The sequence below is a fragment of the Enterobacter cloacae complex sp. 397G4 genome (genome assembly GCF_050031515.1).
Taxonomy (GTDB): domain Bacteria; phylum Pseudomonadota; class Gammaproteobacteria; order Enterobacterales; family Enterobacteriaceae; genus Enterobacter; species Enterobacter hormaechei_C.
In genome coordinates this window covers 2,853,268-2,868,156 of record NZ_JBLGWE010000001.1, presented here as the reverse complement: position 1 = coordinate 2,868,156, position 14,889 = coordinate 2,853,268, and the positions used below count along the sequence as shown (strand labels likewise).

The following is a 14,889-nucleotide window of genomic DNA, read 5'->3' as shown; positions in this document are numbered from 1 at the left end:
TGTTTTGCCAACCTTATAGGATGTAAAACGAAAAAGTAAGAATGCCATGCCTCCAAAAGCCCGACGTACTCCTTATGCGATCACCACGCATGGCGATACGCGTATCGATAACTACTACTGGCTGCGGGACGATTCTCGTTCCCGGCCAGAGGTGCTGGACTATCTGCACGAGGAAAACGACTATGGCCGCCAGGTCATGGCCAGCCAGCAGGCGCTTCAGGATCAACTTCTGAAGGAAATGGTGCAGCGTATCCCCCAGCGTGATGTCTCTGCCCCGTGGTGCAAAAACGGTTATCGCTATCGCCATATTTATGAGCCGGGAAACGAATATCCCATCTACCAGCGCCAGTCTGTGCTGAGCGCCGAGTGGGATGAATGGGAGATCCTGCTGGATGCAAACAAACGTGCTGCCCACAGTGAGTTTTATACGCTGGGCGGCATGTCCATTTCCCCCGATAACGCCATTATGGCGCTGGCTGAGGATTACCTCTCCCGCCGCCAGTACGGTTTGCGTTTCCGCAATCTTGAAACGGGAAACTGGTATCCCGAAATGCTGGATAATGTCTCCCCCGATTTCGTCTGGGGTAACGATTCAGAAACGGTCTACTACGTTAAAAAGCATGTCTCAACGCTGCTGCCTTATCAGGTCTGGCGTCATACGGTGGGGACCGATTCCGCCGACGATGAACTGGTGTATGAGGAAAAAGATGAGACGTTCTATGTCAGCCTGCACAAAACGTCGTCTCGCCACTACGTGATCATTTTCCTCTCCAGCGCCACCACCTCAGAAGTGCTGCTGCTGGATGCAGAGCTGCCGGATGCGCAGCCTCTGTGCTTCCTGCCGCGCCGTAAAGATCATGAGTACAGCCTGGATCACTTCCAGCACAGCTTTTACCTGCGTTCGAACCGCGAGGGCAAAAACTTTGGCCTTTATAAAACCAAAGTGCGCGATGAACGCAAATGGGAAGTGTTAATTCCCGCGCGCGATCAGGTGATGCTGGAGGGGTTCACCCTGTTTACCGACTGGCTGGTGGTGGAAGAGCGTCAGCGCGGACTGACCAGTATCCGCCAAATCAACCGCAAAACCCGCGAAGTGGTGGGCATTGCGTTCGATGACCCGGCTTACGTAACGTGGATCGGCTTTAACCCGGAACCGGAATCGTCCCGCCTGCGGTACGGCTATTCGTCGATGACCACCCCGGATACGTTGTTTGAACTGGATATGGACACCGGGCAGCGTCAGGTGATTAAACAGGCTGAGGTCCGGGGTTTTGAGTCGGAAAATTATCGCAGTGAGCACCTGTGGGTGACCGCACGCGACGGCGTTGAAGTCCCAGTGTCGCTCGTCTATCACAAGGCGCACTTCAACAAAGGTAAAAACCCCATCCTCGTCTATGGCTATGGCTCCTATGGCTCCAGCATGGACGCCGATTTCAGCAGCAGCAGGCTGAGCCTGCTCGACCGCGGTTTTGTTTATGCGATTGCCCATATTCGCGGCGGCGGCGAGCTGGGTCAGCACTGGTATGAAGACGGAAAATTTCTCAAAAAGAAAAATACCTTTAATGACTACCTTGATGTTTGCGATGCGCTGATCGCGCAGGGTTATGGCGATCCGCAGCTCTGCTTTGGCATGGGAGGCAGCGCCGGGGGCATGCTTATGGGCGCCGTGATCAACCAGCGGCCTGAACTGTTTAAAGGCGTTATCGCCCAGGTGCCGTTTGTGGACGTGGTGACGACCATGCTGGATGAGTCCATTCCACTGACCACCGGGGAGTTTGAGGAGTGGGGGAATCCGCAGGATGAAACCTATTATCGCTACATGAAAGAGTACAGCCCGTACGATAACGTCGAGGCGAAAGCCTATCCGCATATGCTGGTGACCACCGGCCTGCACGATTCCCAGGTACAGTACTGGGAGCCCGCGAAATGGGTGGCGAAGTTGCGTGAGCTGAAAACTGACGATAATTTGCTGCTGCTGTGTACCGATATGGACTCGGGGCACGGAGGGAAATCAGGGCGATTTAAATCCTATGAAGGGGTGGCGCTGGAGTACGCCTTTTTGATTGGCCTGGCGCAGGATACGCTGCCAGGCCGGGCGGGGACTCAGGCTTCGCCTAAATAATGCTTCAGCGTCAGGCGCAGTTCCGGGCTCATTCTGTCGAGGTTGTTGTACAGCCAGCGCAGATAGCCCGGATCTTTGTCCGCCACTTCCGATACTGGCTTCCCGCGATATTTTCCGAACGTAAAGGTGGTCAGTAGCGCGGGGCGCCCGGTGATGGTCGCCATATCGTCTGGCGTCCAGCCGGAAGTATTCATGATATCAATCAGGAGCGCTGCGGTGATGTAGCAGTCGTAAAGAGCGCGGTGATGATGCAGCCCTTCCGGCGTCCGCACGCTGAGTTTACGCGACTTATACAGCGCCATATTGCTGTATTTGATCCCCGGCCACAGACGGCGCGCCAGCTTCATAGTGCAAATCCATTCGCCGGGCATCTCCGGCAGCACGCGGCGGTCAAAGCTGGCGTTATGGGCCACATACCACTGGCTACCGTGGTAAAGAGGGATGATCTCTTCAATCCACGGCTTATCCGCCACCATCGATTCCGTAATGCGATGTATCGCCATCGCCTGCGCACTGATGGGACGATCCGGGCGCACCAGATGGCTCATGGGGTTGATTATCTTTCCATCAATCACGTCGACAGAAGCGACTTCCACAATTCCACCCTGCAAATCACAGGTTTCGGTATCGATAACGCGCAGCATTGATCGCTCCTGATCCAAAAATGCCTAGCCTAATGGAATGATATCGCCTTGCCAACCCTGTTGGCCTAAAGAACCGGTTAGCAGCAGTTCTCCCTTATCCGCACGTACGATCAGCTGACCTTTTTCATCCCATAACGCGCTACCGCCGCGCGCGTTCGCCATTAATACCGCGATGGCGTACTTGTGCGCGAAGCGTTGTAACGAACCGATGGATTGCCGCCAGCGATGCTCGCCCACGGCCAGGCTGCTGGTGAACAGCGTTGCCTCCGGGTCCAGTTCCGGGGCGTCAGCCTGGTTATCCACGATGGTTAACCGTTTATCGCCAGGAATAACACCTGCACCGTTGCCCTGCGGATAACGCCGGATGGTCGACAGGTTAGGGGTGAAAAGCGCGAGTCCTTTCTGGCGCTGGCTGTGTTGCTGGAGCGTAATACCAGCAATCACCGTGATGAAACGTGACTGGGCGGCGTGAAGGAGGGGGGCAAGCTGCAAATCGTCAGGGGGTGGGGGTAAGGATGTTCCGCCTGGGCCGGTAAGCGAAAGCTCCGGAAAGACGATCAAATCGCACCCATGCCAGGCAGCCTCGGCAATAAAGTGCAGGTGATGTTTTACGTGCTCATCAACACAGTTGTGCCGCGGGGCATACTGAGCCGCGGCAATATTCCATCGTGACATCGTGACTTCCTTATACACTAAGTCGCTGGGATTTTAAGATTACACCTAAATTTATCAGGGTTTTCTTATCCTGCCACATAACGCGTAAGGAAGTGTAACGAGACGTTAAGCTTATTTAACTTTAGGTTCGTACGGCAGGCGCGAGAGATTGACGGAGGCGAGGCGATGCGCAATGAGACGTTCGCGAAACCAGTCGCGCAGATGCGCGGGTTGTTCACGCTCTACCACTTCAGCCACGACGGGCATGTTGTAACGCTCTTTGAATGCGACCCCCGCGGCGGCGAGATCGACATTCACTTTGTCCATCTCGTCCTGAGGAAGGGCGGCCAGATTAACGTTCATTTCCTTCTCCTTTTTCTGCGACGGCAACGTTACCGCGATTGTTCAACGATGACAAGGGAGCAAAGGATGTTCCTCGACTCGTTAATTATACAGAGTTATTCTTTAGCATTCAGGCATAACGAAAAGGAATGATTGTGATGCATTTTACCCCTTCCCGTGTCGCGTGCGCGCTGGCATTTCTGCTCTCTTCAGCCATCACGCCCTCAGTTCTGGCCCATGCGCATCTTAAGCAGCAATCCCCGCAGGAAAATACCGTTGCGGTGGCACCAGAGGTCATTACCCTGAACTTCTCGGAAGGCATTGAGCCTGCCTTCAGCGGCGTGGTGGTGACGGACGCGCAGCAGCACAAGATCCAGACCGGCGCGGTGAAGCGTGACGAGAAGGATAACGCAAAGCTGATTGTTCCTCTTGAGAAACCGTTGACGTCCGGCACCTACACGGTGGACTGGCATGTGGTCTCCGTGGATGGCCACAAAACCAAAGGCAGCTATCACTTTAGCGTGAAATAGCATGCTGACCCTGAGCTACGTCGCGTTACGCTTTATCCATTTTGCTGCGCTGATGCTGCTTTTCGGCAACGCGCTTTACAGCGTCTGGTTTGCGCCGTCTTCGTTGCAGCGCCTCATGACCCGGCGTTTCCAGCGGCAGCAGAAACTCGCGGCCTTAATCAGCCTGATAGCGGCTCTGCTGATGTTTGGCCTGCAAAGTGGGTTGATGGGCAACGGCTGGGGCGATGTCATTCGTCCGGCGGTCTGGCGCAGCGTGCTGGGAACGCAATTTGGCGGCGTCTGGTTGTGGCAAATGGTGCTGGCCGCTGTGACTGCGGGCGCTGCATGGCTTACCCCGCAAAAAGGCTCACGGCTGTTACTGCTCGCGATGGGGCAGCTGGTGCTGCTGGCGGGCGTGGGACATGCCGCGATGAACGGTGGCGCACCGGGAGCGTTGCATCGTCTCAACCATGCGCTTCACCTGCTCTGCGCCGCGACCTGGGTGGGTGGTTTACTGCCGCTGCTGTTTTGTATGCGTCTGGCGAAAGGCGGCTGGCAGCCAGCCGCTATCTTTACCATGATGCGCTTCTCCCGCGTGGGGCATTACGCCGTGGCAGGCGTGCTGCTGACCGGGATAATCAATACGCTCTTTATTGTTGGCATAAACGTGCCGTGGCAGGCGCCTTATGTCCAGCTGTTGTTGTTCAAATGTGCGCTGGTCATGATGATGGTGGCAATTGCGCTGGCGAATCGGTATTTTCTTGTGCCACGCTTTCGCCCGGAGGCCGGGCGGGAACAACAGATTTTTATCAGGATGACACAGGCAGAGGTGGTGCTGGGCGCGCTGGTACTGGCGGCCGTCAGCCTGTTCGCGACCTGGGAACCCTTCTGACAAGGTTAAATAACATATGAAAAAGACACTGCTTTCTCTTTTACTTCTCACCTGTGCCAGCAGTGCGTTAGCCGCGCCGCAGGTCATCACTGTCAGCCGGTTTGAAGTGGGTAAGGACAACTGGGCATTTAATCGTGAAGAAGTCATGCTTACCTGCCGTCCCGGTAACGCGCTGTATGTCATCAATCCCAGTACGCTCGTGCAGTATCCGTTAAATGACGTGGCGGAGCAGCAGGTTGCCAGCGGGAAAAGTAACGGACAGCCTGTCAGCGTGATCCAGGTAGATGACCCGGCAAACCCCGGGCAGAAGAAGAGTCTGGCACCGTTTATTGAGCGCGCTGAAAAGCTCTGCTAGCCGTCAGGTTTCCAGTAAAAAAAAACCGCAGGTGCTTGTAAAAGCTCTGCGGTTTTTCACATTTAGTGATGTTCTGACGCTTTTTTTCAGACCACTTTTGCTGTGGACTGGAAAACCTGACGTCGTCATCTATTCTTAAAGGGCAAGGCGATTGAGCCTGCATTAATGCCAACTTTTAGCGCACGGCTCTCTCCCAAGAGCCATTTCCCTGGACCGAATACAGGAATCGTATTCGGTCTCTTTTTATCTGCTTGAAAATAAACGATAAAATCCGGTTTTCGTCTCAGCAGAAGGTTCACTTCCTGTGCGCCTGCTTCAAACATACCACAACCCGGCAGGCGTAAGTCCAGTCCTTTTTGGCTGTTTTGTTAAATTTTTGTTTGTATTTTGCCTGAGACGACTGCGGGATCAATGCGCGCATGTACGGAAGCCGCAATATCATCAAGTAACGCAAAGCGGCGACGGTATTCGGCGCGTTTTTTGCTGGCAATCTCATCCAGTGCTTTACGCTCCATCTGAAGCGGCAACTGCCAGCAGAAGGGGGAGAGTTTCTTTCCGTTCAGGCCTTCCCAGAACTCGTCGTAGCTGGCGTGAAAATGACGGCCTTTGCTCAGACGGTAGCGCAGCGCGCGGAAAACATGGCCTTCATCGCTGACGGCAAAAATCGCGCTAATGTTCGAGCGTGAGGCAAGCTGGAAGATCACCTCCATCAGCACGCGTTTCGGGAAAAGCCCATGGCAGGCACGGGTAGCCTGCTTAATCACCTCCCGTGAAACATGACGACGTGGACCCTGAAGGCCGCCGATCACCAGCACCGTACGGCCGTTACTGCGTGCGACACAGAACGTCAGGCTGGCAAGCAGCGTATTGTCATTGTCGTGCAGCCAAAGCGTGCTTTCGCCTTCGCGTTCGGCCTTACCTGCGGACGAGGCGTGGACGGTATAGATTTCGCCGTTTTTTGCCTCGAACCGGACAACCGGCACCTCTTGCGGGCTGGTCAGCGCGTGGGCGAGGGCGATGTTTTTCAGACTATCAATCCACTGATAGTGGCTGACGATAGCATCGGCCCGATCGTTTGAGTTCAGGCCGCGCATCAGATACTGGCGGTGAGTTTTGCTCGGCAAGGTAATTTGAGAGGTGAGCAGCCTGTCGAAATCATCGCGCCCGGACAGGGCCTCCAGCATGCGATGGGTGGAGGACCAGAATAAAAGCGAGCGTAGAAGGAACTTTAACCGGTAATCACGTTTGTGCCAGATTGGGCCGGGAACGCGTTTTCCTCTCACCAGTTCAGAAATAATATTTGTGCGATGCGGATAAAAAACATCGTTTTGCAGGTGTATGTTTGACACGTGAAAATCCCTCTTTTTATTCCGCTCTATTTTAAAGGCCAGGGAATAAGGGATTAATAGCGCAGCGATCTTTATTTCCGGCTGGTTTATGATTTGTTTGGATTGGCAAAATCCAACGCCAGCTCATGACATTTTCTGTGGCAGCTATACTTCTTACAGGAGGCGTTATGTATCAGAAAATAGAGGGAGAACACTGGCGTCATGTCTGGGTTGTCAGCGATATTCATGGTTGCTATCAGTGGCTTATGGATGAGCTGAAACGACGGCATTTTAATCCTGATACGGATCTGCTGATCTCGGTGGGGGATATTATCGATCGCGGGCCTGACAGCGTAAAATGTTTACAGCTGATGCAGGAAAACTGGTTTTATGCGGTACGCGGTAATCACGAGCAAATGGCGTTAGATGCGCTTGAAAATAATGATTTTAGTCTCTGGTCGATAAATGGCGGTAACTGGTTCACCGGGCTTAAGGACGCTCAACAAAAACAGGCGAAGGGTTTACTCGATGCGTGTCGGGACTTACCGCACATTATTGAAATAACCTGCAAAAACGGTCTGAACGTGATTGCTCATGCGGATTATCCCTCCGCTGAATATGGCTGGCATAAGCCGGTGGATGTCCAGCGCGTGCTGTGGGATCGCGACCGGTTAATGGGCTTTATGGTGGGCAAAGGGCAGGGCATTAGCGGCGCGGATCACTTCTGGTTTGGACATACGCCTGTGGACAAACGCTACGATTTTAACAATCTGCACTACATTGATACGGGGGCAGTATTCGGGGGCTTTCTGACGCTGGCGCAGCTTCAGTAATAAATAACCCGCCTTCGGGCGGGTTCTCTTTGGGTCAGGCAAGACGCAAGACCCAGGCATCGGTTTTACTGTCGTAATGCTCACGGTACAGAACGGAATGTTCCCCATCTAGGATTGCCGGGACGCTGGTATCTGCATCCCAGGCGTCCAGCTGCATGCACAAATCCGGATCGGATTTGCAGGGAATACTTAACGTTCGTTCGCCTTGTGATTCGCCGCGCAATTCAGCGTCGTCGATTTCAAAAGCGCCAATGCGTACGCTGGTTTTCGTCATAATGCTCTCCGGTTTGTTGCCCAAAATCTGGTATGACCAGTGCAGTCACCCATTTTTGATCCTAGACAAGGAGAGCGAAATCGCCAGTAAAAAAATGCGCTTTTTTTCAGGCGCTGCGGTTGTTACCGGTAAACAGGCGGCCATCGCGTACCAGTTCGCGCGGATAGCTGTTTTTCAGCCGCGAGCCGACTTTTTTCGCCAGCCCCAGCGGATAGCCCTGATACGTCACGATGACTTCATCCTGTGACGGGCCGTCTTCCGGGTAAACGTCACGACCGCGATACCACTCTTCCGCTTCCTGATGCGTCAGGGCAAAGGTGTTCTCACTGCCGGCCAGCGCAATGACCGCTTCGTGCTGCCAGCGATAGCCTTTGTTGTGGATCTCCGCCAGGCGAATACCGAGGCGGGAGAAACGCACCTTACCAATCAGCGGTTCGATGTTGACCGGGAACAGCCACAGCTCTTTGTCACGCATCCAGAGGCGCAGGCTCTCATCCCAGTGCAGGCCGACTTTGCTCGCAGCCGCTTGCGCCTGTGCCGCCTCACGGCCTTTGACCGGCGCGAACGGGAAGTTGCCGACCTTAAACTTAGGGGCAGGCAAGGGATCGACGGCGCGGGTTTTACGCAGACGGGCAACAAAGAAGCCTTCGCAATCGTAAATCTGCGGAAAGACATGCAGGAAGCCTTCAGGCGTGGCCGCATGACTGGCCGAGTCGAAGAGGGTGTCCAGCGGCAGAAACTCGACGGCATCCACATAGCGTTGCTTGAGCCACAGGCAGACGTCCTCGTTTTCATCGCGATTCAGCGTGCAGGTAGAGTAAACCAGCGTCCCGCCTGGGCGCAGGGCATGAAACGCGCTGTCGATCAGTTCGCGCTGTGTGGCGGCGATCTCCAGGTTGCTTTCAACGGACCAGTTTTTTAACGCATCAGGATCTTTACGCACCACGCCTTCGCCGGAGCAGGGCGCGTCGAGCAGGATGGCATCAAAGGCTTCCGGCAGGGCAGCGCCAAACACGCGACCATCGAAGTGCGTTAACGCGACGTTGTGGATCCCGCAGCGGCTGATATTGGCATGCAGGACTTTAACCCGGCTGGCGGAAAATTCGTTGGCGAGGATCGCGCCGCGGTTGTTCATCCGGGCGGCAATCTGCGTGGTTTTAGAGCCCGGCGCCGCCGCGACATCCATAACCCGCTCAGGCTGGTTCCCGTCGGCAAACAGCGCAGCAACCGGCAGCATGGAGCTGGCTTCCTGAATATAAAACAGCCCGCTCAGGTGCTCGGCGGTGCTGCCGAGCGGCAGGCTCTCCTCGTCATCCCGTTCGATCCAGAAACCCTCTTCACACCACGGCACTGGCGTTAATTGCCAGCCGTAGGGGGAGACGAGATCCAGAAACGCCCCGACGCTGATTTTCAGCGTATTGACGCGAATACTCCGGCGCAAAGGGCGCTGGCAGGCGGCAACGAAATCGTCGAAAGAGAGATGAGCTGGAAGCGCCTCGCGCATCTGTGCGAGGAATTGTTCGGGAAGAAATACGGAGTTTTGAGCCACGGGCACACCACAGGGAAACATTCAGGTGCGCAGTGTAACATAAAGGCTCCGGCGCGTTGACACCGGAGCCTGCGAGATTAACGCGGCAGCGCCGTTCCCCATTCGCGCCACTCTTTCGGTTCACTTTCCAGCAGCAGGAAGTGTTTACCTGCCTGCGCCTTAGGCGCCAGAGGCGTGCCAGGCGGCGTCGCGAAGGCAATGCCGCCGCGAATGAACTGATTAAAGGTCCCCGTTTTGACCACGCCACCGGTCAGGCCGAAGTCCAGCGAGTAGCCTGAAGCGAGCCAGAACACCGAGTTGTTGCGCACCAGATGCTGATAACGCTGGCTGATGCGCAGGCCGACCATCACGCGATCGGACAGATTACCCAGCGTCAGGCTTGTTACTGTCCCTACTTCAATGCCGCGGAACAGGACCGGCGTACCGATGCCCAGCGAACCGGCTTCCGGCACTTCAACCACAATGCTCAGACCGTCCAGATAACGGGAGTCGGTGATGGTGGCCTCCTGCAACTCAAATTCACGACGTGCGTTGCCGCGACCCGGTTCAACGTTAATGTACGGCTGAAGTATGGTATCGAGATGCTCAACCCCTGCGGCAGAAATTTGCGGCGTAACTACCGAGAAGCGCGAGCCTGCCCGGGCGAACGTCTGCACATATTCCGGATAAAGCACGGCGGTCGCCTGCACTTCATTGCGTGCGGTGATCAGCGTCAGCTTCTGGACCTGCCCGATATCAATGCCGAGATAGCGGATGGGCATGCCTTCTGCCAGTTTACCGGCATCAAAGGTGTGCAGGGTAATTTGCCCCCCGACCGCGCGCGCCGCGGTTTCGGACGGGAAGAGGATCCGCTTGTCACCTTTACGCATGTTGCCGCCGGCGCCGCTCAGGTTATCGAAGCTGATCGCACCGCGCAGGGCACGGGAGAGAGGCGATGCCTGTACGGTCAGCCCGCTGCCGTTGAGCTGCACTTTCGCGCCACCCTCAGCCCAGAACACGCTGTTTGGCGTGAGCAGCTTGCGGTACTCCGGCTTGATATGCAGTTCGATATCAAACGCGTCCGCACGAGGACGAACGGTGATCACTTCCCCCACCTCAAACTTACGGTAAAGCACGACGGAGCCTGCCTGGACATCCGGCAGCGTTTCAGCGCTTAAGGTCAGCGTGGTGGTTGGCAGGTCGCCGAGGCTGTTTTCAATGGCTTTGTCCAGATTGGCGAACAGCGGATAGCTTTCGCGCAGCGCACCTTTGCTGCCCGGCAGAATGCGGATCCCGCCGTTAACCCACTCACTGGCGCTGGCGCCGAGGAACTCAACCCCGTCCAGACCCACCTTCACGTCGACCCGACTGTTAACCACAAATTTACTGTCGCCGTGGACCAGGTTGCCGTACTGCGGATCGATGGCGGCGGAGAAGGAGACCCCTTTTTCCGACAGCTTACGTTCGAGGACCTGGCCCACCTGCACACCGTGCAGGATCAGCGGTTGCCCGGCTTCAATACCGTAGCTTTCCGGTGCATTCAGCGTAACCGTCAACACGCCCGGTTTTTGCAGCAGGGCTTTATCTGCCGGCGCGATAACAAAGTTTTTGTTCGGCGCACCTTCGCCGGGGATCAGCTCAAAGGTGCTTCCCGTCAGCAGAGAACTGATGCTGGCGTCGCTGAGGGAGAGCTTCGGATTACGCAGTTCAATGCGCGTTTTTTCCCGCAGGAGATCCACCACGCTAGGATCCACCGTCATTTCGCCGGTAACGGAACCGCCCGCATTGAGGGTTAATTTTGTCAGTTGCCCGACCTCTAAACCCTGGTACATCAGCGGGGTCGAACCGGCTTTCAGGCCTTTGGCATCCGGCAGGGTCAGCTTGACGATGACACCGCGCTGGCTGTGCGCCAGGTCGGCGTACAGGCCAAAGGTATCTTCTGCGGCGGCAGGGCTGGAGTTAGCTGGTGAGTCAAAGGCGATAGCGCCATTCACCAGCGCCGCCAGGCTCTCAAGCTTCACTTTCGCACCGCTTAAGCTCAGGTCGGCATCGACGCCTGAGACGTTCCAGAAGCGGCTGCCTTTTTTCACCAGGTTGGTAAAACGGCGCTCGATGAGTACATCAATAGTCACGCCATCTTTGTTCGGGTTAATGGCGTAGTCGTAAACGCGGCCTACCGGAATTTTGCGGAAATAGACCAGAGAACCACTGTTCAGCGAGCCCAAATCCGGCGCGCGGAGATGGATCATCAAATCGCCGTTATTCAGCCGATATTTCGGCTGGGTATCCAGCGCAACAAAGTGATCCTGTGGCTCACCTTTGCCGGGCATCATGCCGATATAGTTACCGCCCACAAGCGCATCCAGCCCGGAAACGCCGGCCAGGGAGGCTTTAGGCGTGACCAGCCAGAACTGCGTTTCGGCACGCAGGGCATCCTGCATGTCAGACTTAATGCTCGCCCGGACCTGGATTTTGTTCAGCCCTTTGCCAAGGGAGATATCCTGCACGGTACCCACTTCCACCCCCTGGAAGCGAACGGGGGTACGTCCGGCGACAATGCCGTCCGCAGACTGGAAATCAATCGTGATGGTACTTCCGCGATCTTCATAGCTCGTCCAGATAAGCCAGCCTGCGATCATCAGCGCGATAACAGGCAGCAACCAGAATGGCGAAATGCGGCGTTTTGTTTTAATTCTCGCTTCAGTCGGCGAAGCGGGCGTTTCCTGACTCATGTGCGTCCCAAAGTAAGCGGCTGTCCAGCCATTCCACTGCAAGAATAGTCAATATCACCGCAGAGCCGAAATAAAAAGCTGCGGGTCCCATGGTAAAAGCAAGTAACTGATCGCGATTGATGAGCGACATCATCAGCGAAATCACGAACAGATCCAACATCGACCAGCGACCAATCCAGGTCACAAATCGCAGAAGCAGGATGCGGGTGCGTAGTCCTTGTTCGCATTTAAAGTGAATGCTGATAAGCAGCGTAAACATCACCACCACTTTGGTAAAGGGCACCAGAATACTTGCGATGAAAACAATGGCGGCGACCCCCACGTTACTGTGCGCCAGAGAGATAATCCCCGAAAGGATAGTATCTTCCTGACGGGCGCCGTTCACATAAATTACGGAGATCGGCAGCATGTTGGCCGGGAACAAAAATACCAGGGAGGCGATTAGCGCCGCCCAGCACTTTTGCAGGCTGTTGTTGCGTCGCAATCTTAACGGAATGTGGCAGCGTGGGCACCTCCCGCGTTTATCCGGAAAACCGGTGTAATGGCAGCCCAGGCAGACGCGCAGGTTTTCATCAGGCCGGGTCGCGGGGCGCTGCGGGTAAAATCGCTCCCAAAGCTGTTCAACATTGAGATGAATCAGGGTCAAAATACTCAGCAGGACCAGTGAAATAAACGCGAAAAGGCCGATGCCGGGTTGTAAAAACGCATAATCCTGCACCTTGATGGAGGCCACGCCAATGCCTACCAGATAGATGTCCAGCATCACCCACTCCTTGAGCTTTTCCAGCATGAGCAGGACAGGGCGCAGGTTCATCCCCAGAATGTTGCCAAACCACAGGTAGGCAATTGCCGCGACCAGCACCAACGGCGCGCCGACGACGCAGAACAGCACCATGGCGGCCGTAAGCGGATCGCCCTGGCGCGTCATCTGCCAGATCCCCTGCAACACGTTAGCGTCAATACGCACGCCAAGCAGGTAGAGCTTTAACAGCGGCTCGGTCCAGGCGAAGGGCATCAGCAGCAGCATGGTGACCGCCATTGCTGCCAGGCGCGTCAATGACCAGTCCCGGCCATCGCGAATTTTGGCATCGCAGCAAGGACAAAAAGCACTTTGGTGCGATTTCATCTTCGGCAACATAAAAAGCGTATCGCACTGGGGACAACGCTGATAATGTGCACGGGGCAGAGCCTGGCTTACCGTACGGACAACGATCTTTCGTGTCGGCGTAATTTGGGGTGTTTTTAGGGCCATCAGTCGCACACAGATTAGTATTGTTGAAAGTTATAATAACTCATGAACGGATTCATCTTGAGCATGAGCGCATTTAATGCTTATTTTAATAGGCTATGCGGTAACTATGTAAGATAACTAAGTGATTGAATAATGAACAAAACAGAATTCTACGCGGATCTGAATCGCGATTTTAAGGCATTAATGGCAGGGGAAACCAGTTTCTTAGCCACTCTGGCAAATACCAGTGCGTTACTGTTCGAACGCCTTTCTGACGTGAACTGGGCGGGCTTTTATCTGCTGGAAGGCGACACGCTGGTGCTCGGGCCCTTCCAGGGGAAACTCGCCTGCGTACGCATCCCGGTAGGTCGTGGCGTGTGCGGTACCGCAGTGGCGACTCGTCAGGTTCAGCGTGTCGAAGATGTTCATGCGTTTGACGGCCACATTGCCTGCGATGCCAGCAGCAATTCTGAAATCGTACTGCCGCTGGTGGTTAAAAATCAGATTATTGGCGTTCTGGATATCGACAGCACGGTCTTCAGCCGCTTTACTGCCGAGGATGAGCAGGGGCTGCGCGCGCTGGCCGCAAACCTGGAAAATGTTCTGGCAGAGACCGATTATCATAAATTCTTTGCGAGCGTCGCAGGATAATCAACGGATAACGTAGCATTTACTGATAGCGTCATTATAATGTCGCCTGTTCATGCCTGCGCTTGTTGGCAACGTCCGTTGTAATCAGGAAATTTCATGGAAAATCAACCTAAGTTGAATAGCAGTAAAGAAGTTATCGCATTTCTGGCCGAGCGTTTCCCGCAGTGCTTCAGCGCTGAAGGTGAAGCGCGTCCTCTGAAAGTCGGTATCTTTCAGGATCTGGTCGCGCGCGTTGAGGGGGAGATGAACCTCAGCAAAACGCAGCTTCGTTCTGCCTTGCGCCTTTATACCTCGAGCTGGCGTTACCTGTACGGTATCAAGCCGGGTGCGAGCCGTGTCGACCTTGACGGCAACCCGTGCGGTGAGCTGGACGAGCAGCACGTAGAACATGCGCGTAAGCAGCTTGAAGAAGCCAAAGCTCGCGTGCAGGCACAGCGTGCGGAACAGCAGGCGAAAAAACGCGAAGCCGCAGCGGCAAACGGTCAGGAAGACGCCCCTCGTCGCGAGCGTAAACCGCGCCCGGCACCGCGTCGTACTGAAAATAACGATCGCAAACCGCGTGCTGACAAACCAGCAGCTAAAGCCCCACGTGCGCCGCGCGAAGAGCCGCGCCACACCCCAGTTTCTGACATCAATGCGCTGAGCGTAGGTCAGTCTCTGAAGGTGAAAGCGGGTAACAACGCGATGGACGCCACCGTACTGGAAATCACCAAAGATGGCGTTCGTGTACAGCTGACTTCTGGTATGTCAATGATTGTACGCGCAGAACACTTGTTGTTCTGAAACGGAGGCCG

General features: G+C 55.3%; 16 protein-coding genes. 7 read left to right on the top strand and 9 right to left on the bottom strand.

From position 1 onward, the window contains the following. The first annotated feature begins 46 nt into the window (after positions 1-46). Complete coding sequence (gene ptrB / locus ACQG1Y_RS13830; protein ID WP_017693247.1) at positions 47-2,122, top strand: oligopeptidase B; 2,076 nt, start codon at positions 47-49, stop codon at positions 2,120-2,122. Here the strand turns inward: ptrB and exoX are convergent. The 3 genes from exoX to ACQG1Y_RS13815 all read right to left on the bottom strand — a co-directional run bounded on the left by exoX (position 2,104) and on the right by ACQG1Y_RS13815 (position 3,783). Then, positions 2,104-2,766 (bottom strand): exodeoxyribonuclease X, encoded by a 663-nt coding sequence (exoX, locus tag ACQG1Y_RS13825; RefSeq protein ID WP_039270549.1) that lies wholly within the window; start codon positions 2,764-2,766, stop codon positions 2,104-2,106. The genes ptrB and exoX overlap by 19 nt on opposite strands. A gap of 24 nt (positions 2,767-2,790) precedes the next feature. Further along, positions 2,791-3,441, bottom strand: a complete 651-nt coding sequence (locus ACQG1Y_RS13820) for a carbon-nitrogen hydrolase family protein (protein ID WP_047740861.1) — start codon at positions 3,439-3,441, stop codon at positions 2,791-2,793. A gap of 111 nt (positions 3,442-3,552) precedes the next feature. Beyond that, positions 3,553-3,783: a DNA polymerase III subunit theta gene (locus ACQG1Y_RS13815; RefSeq protein WP_003859784.1), complete on the bottom strand. Its 231-nt coding sequence runs from the start codon at positions 3,781-3,783 to the stop codon at positions 3,553-3,555. Positions 3,784-3,920: 137 nt separating this feature from the next. Between ACQG1Y_RS13815 and yobA the strand changes: the two genes are divergently transcribed. From yobA to ACQG1Y_RS13800, 3 genes are read left to right on the top strand one after another with little or no spacing between them, the layout of a single operon-like run. Next, on the top strand, positions 3,921-4,292 hold the full coding sequence (yobA, locus tag ACQG1Y_RS13810; RefSeq protein WP_017384342.1) for a CopC domain-containing protein YobA: 372 nt from the start codon (positions 3,921-3,923) through the stop codon (positions 4,290-4,292). A gap of 1 nt (position 4,293) precedes the next feature. Then, the gene (gene copD / locus ACQG1Y_RS13805; protein ID WP_141414732.1) at positions 4,294-5,163 is read left to right on the top strand and encodes a copper homeostasis membrane protein CopD; all 870 of its coding nucleotides are present in this window, start codon (positions 4,294-4,296) and stop codon (positions 5,161-5,163) included. A gap of 16 nt (positions 5,164-5,179) precedes the next feature. Then, the gene (locus ACQG1Y_RS13800) at positions 5,180-5,518 is read left to right on the top strand and encodes a YebY family protein (protein WP_003859787.1); all 339 of its coding nucleotides are present in this window, start codon (positions 5,180-5,182) and stop codon (positions 5,516-5,518) included. Between the two features lie 125 nt (positions 5,519-5,643). Here ACQG1Y_RS13800 and ACQG1Y_RS13795 read toward each other — a convergent pair whose 3' ends face one another. Both ACQG1Y_RS13795 and ACQG1Y_RS13790 read right to left on the bottom strand, forming a co-directional pair. Then, on the bottom strand, positions 5,644-5,841 hold the full coding sequence (locus ACQG1Y_RS13795; protein ID WP_017693250.1) for a hypothetical protein: 198 nt from the start codon (positions 5,839-5,841) through the stop codon (positions 5,644-5,646). Positions 5,842-5,886: 45 nt separating this feature from the next. Beyond that, the gene (locus ACQG1Y_RS13790; RefSeq protein ID WP_045911188.1) at positions 5,887-6,867 is read right to left on the bottom strand and encodes a VirK/YbjX family protein; all 981 of its coding nucleotides are present in this window, start codon (positions 6,865-6,867) and stop codon (positions 5,887-5,889) included. A 167-nt stretch (positions 6,868-7,034) separates the two neighbouring features. On the opposite strand from ACQG1Y_RS13790, the gene pphA reads away from it, so the two are divergent. Further along, positions 7,035-7,679, top strand: coding sequence for a protein-serine/threonine phosphatase (pphA, locus tag ACQG1Y_RS13785; RefSeq protein WP_033486807.1), 645 nt, complete (start codon positions 7,035-7,037; stop codon positions 7,677-7,679). Positions 7,680-7,713: 34 nt separating this feature from the next. Here pphA and ACQG1Y_RS13780 read toward each other — a convergent pair whose 3' ends face one another. From ACQG1Y_RS13780 to yebS, 4 genes are all read right to left on the bottom strand, one after another. After that, positions 7,714-7,953, bottom strand: a complete 240-nt coding sequence (locus ACQG1Y_RS13780; protein WP_003859885.1) for a YebV family protein — start codon at positions 7,951-7,953, stop codon at positions 7,714-7,716. A gap of 106 nt (positions 7,954-8,059) precedes the next feature. Continuing rightward, positions 8,060-9,523, bottom strand: a complete 1,464-nt coding sequence (gene rsmF, locus ACQG1Y_RS13775; protein ID WP_023314333.1) for a 16S rRNA (cytosine(1407)-C(5))-methyltransferase RsmF — start codon at positions 9,521-9,523, stop codon at positions 8,060-8,062. A 56-nt stretch (positions 9,524-9,579) separates the two neighbouring features. Next, entirely contained in the window at positions 9,580-12,213 is a 2,634-nt protein-coding gene (locus ACQG1Y_RS13770) for a PqiB family protein (RefSeq protein ID WP_017693254.1), read from the bottom strand. Next, complete coding sequence (yebS, locus tag ACQG1Y_RS13765) at positions 12,182-13,465, bottom strand: membrane integrity lipid transport subunit YebS (protein WP_020480541.1); 1,284 nt, start codon at positions 13,463-13,465, stop codon at positions 12,182-12,184. Before yebS ends, ACQG1Y_RS13770 begins: the two co-directional genes overlap by 32 nt. A 132-nt stretch (positions 13,466-13,597) precedes the next feature. Here yebS and ACQG1Y_RS13760 point away from each other — a divergent pair, with 132 nt between their 5' ends. Beyond that, on the top strand, positions 13,598-14,095 hold the full coding sequence (locus ACQG1Y_RS13760; RefSeq protein WP_006811006.1) for a GAF domain-containing protein: 498 nt from the start codon (positions 13,598-13,600) through the stop codon (positions 14,093-14,095). Between the two features lie 96 nt (positions 14,096-14,191). Next, complete coding sequence (proQ, locus tag ACQG1Y_RS13755) at positions 14,192-14,878, top strand: RNA chaperone ProQ (RefSeq protein ID WP_063624098.1); 687 nt, start codon at positions 14,192-14,194, stop codon at positions 14,876-14,878. Positions 14,879-14,889: the final 11 nt, after the last annotated feature.

Excerpts from the sequence above, each read along its gene's own strand:
- pphA (WP_033486807.1), top strand. The coding sequence starts at position 7,035 with ATGTATCAGAAAATAGAGGGAGAACACTGGCGTCATGTCTGGGTTGTC.
- ACQG1Y_RS13770 (WP_017693254.1), bottom strand. The coding sequence starts at position 12,213 with ATGAGTCAGGAAACGCCCGCTTCGCCGACTGAAGCGAGAATTAAAACA.
- ACQG1Y_RS13815 (WP_003859784.1), bottom strand. The coding sequence starts at position 3,783 with ATGAACGTTAATCTGGCCGCCCTTCCTCAGGACGAGATGGACAAAGTG.
- ACQG1Y_RS13800 (WP_003859787.1), top strand. The coding sequence starts at position 5,180 with ATGAAAAAGACACTGCTTTCTCTTTTACTTCTCACCTGTGCCAGCAGT.
- proQ (WP_063624098.1), top strand. The coding sequence starts at position 14,192 with ATGGAAAATCAACCTAAGTTGAATAGCAGTAAAGAAGTTATCGCATTT.
- ACQG1Y_RS13795 (WP_017693250.1), bottom strand. The coding sequence starts at position 5,841 with ATGTTTGAAGCAGGCGCACAGGAAGTGAACCTTCTGCTGAGACGAAAA.
- exoX (WP_039270549.1), bottom strand. The coding sequence starts at position 2,766 with ATGCTGCGCGTTATCGATACCGAAACCTGTGATTTGCAGGGTGGAATT.
- yebS (WP_020480541.1), bottom strand. The coding sequence starts at position 13,465 with ATGGCCCTAAAAACACCCCAAATTACGCCGACACGAAAGATCGTTGTC.
- ACQG1Y_RS13820 (WP_047740861.1), bottom strand. The coding sequence starts at position 3,441 with ATGTCACGATGGAATATTGCCGCGGCTCAGTATGCCCCGCGGCACAAC.
- ACQG1Y_RS13760 (WP_006811006.1), top strand. The coding sequence starts at position 13,598 with ATGAACAAAACAGAATTCTACGCGGATCTGAATCGCGATTTTAAGGCA.
- ptrB (WP_017693247.1), top strand. The coding sequence starts at position 47 with ATGCCTCCAAAAGCCCGACGTACTCCTTATGCGATCACCACGCATGGC.
- yobA (WP_017384342.1), top strand. The coding sequence starts at position 3,921 with ATGCATTTTACCCCTTCCCGTGTCGCGTGCGCGCTGGCATTTCTGCTC.
- copD (WP_141414732.1), top strand. The coding sequence starts at position 4,294 with ATGCTGACCCTGAGCTACGTCGCGTTACGCTTTATCCATTTTGCTGCG.
- ACQG1Y_RS13780 (WP_003859885.1), bottom strand. The coding sequence starts at position 7,953 with ATGACGAAAACCAGCGTACGCATTGGCGCTTTTGAAATCGACGACGCT.
- rsmF (WP_023314333.1), bottom strand. The coding sequence starts at position 9,523 with ATGTTTCCCTGTGGTGTGCCCGTGGCTCAAAACTCCGTATTTCTTCCC.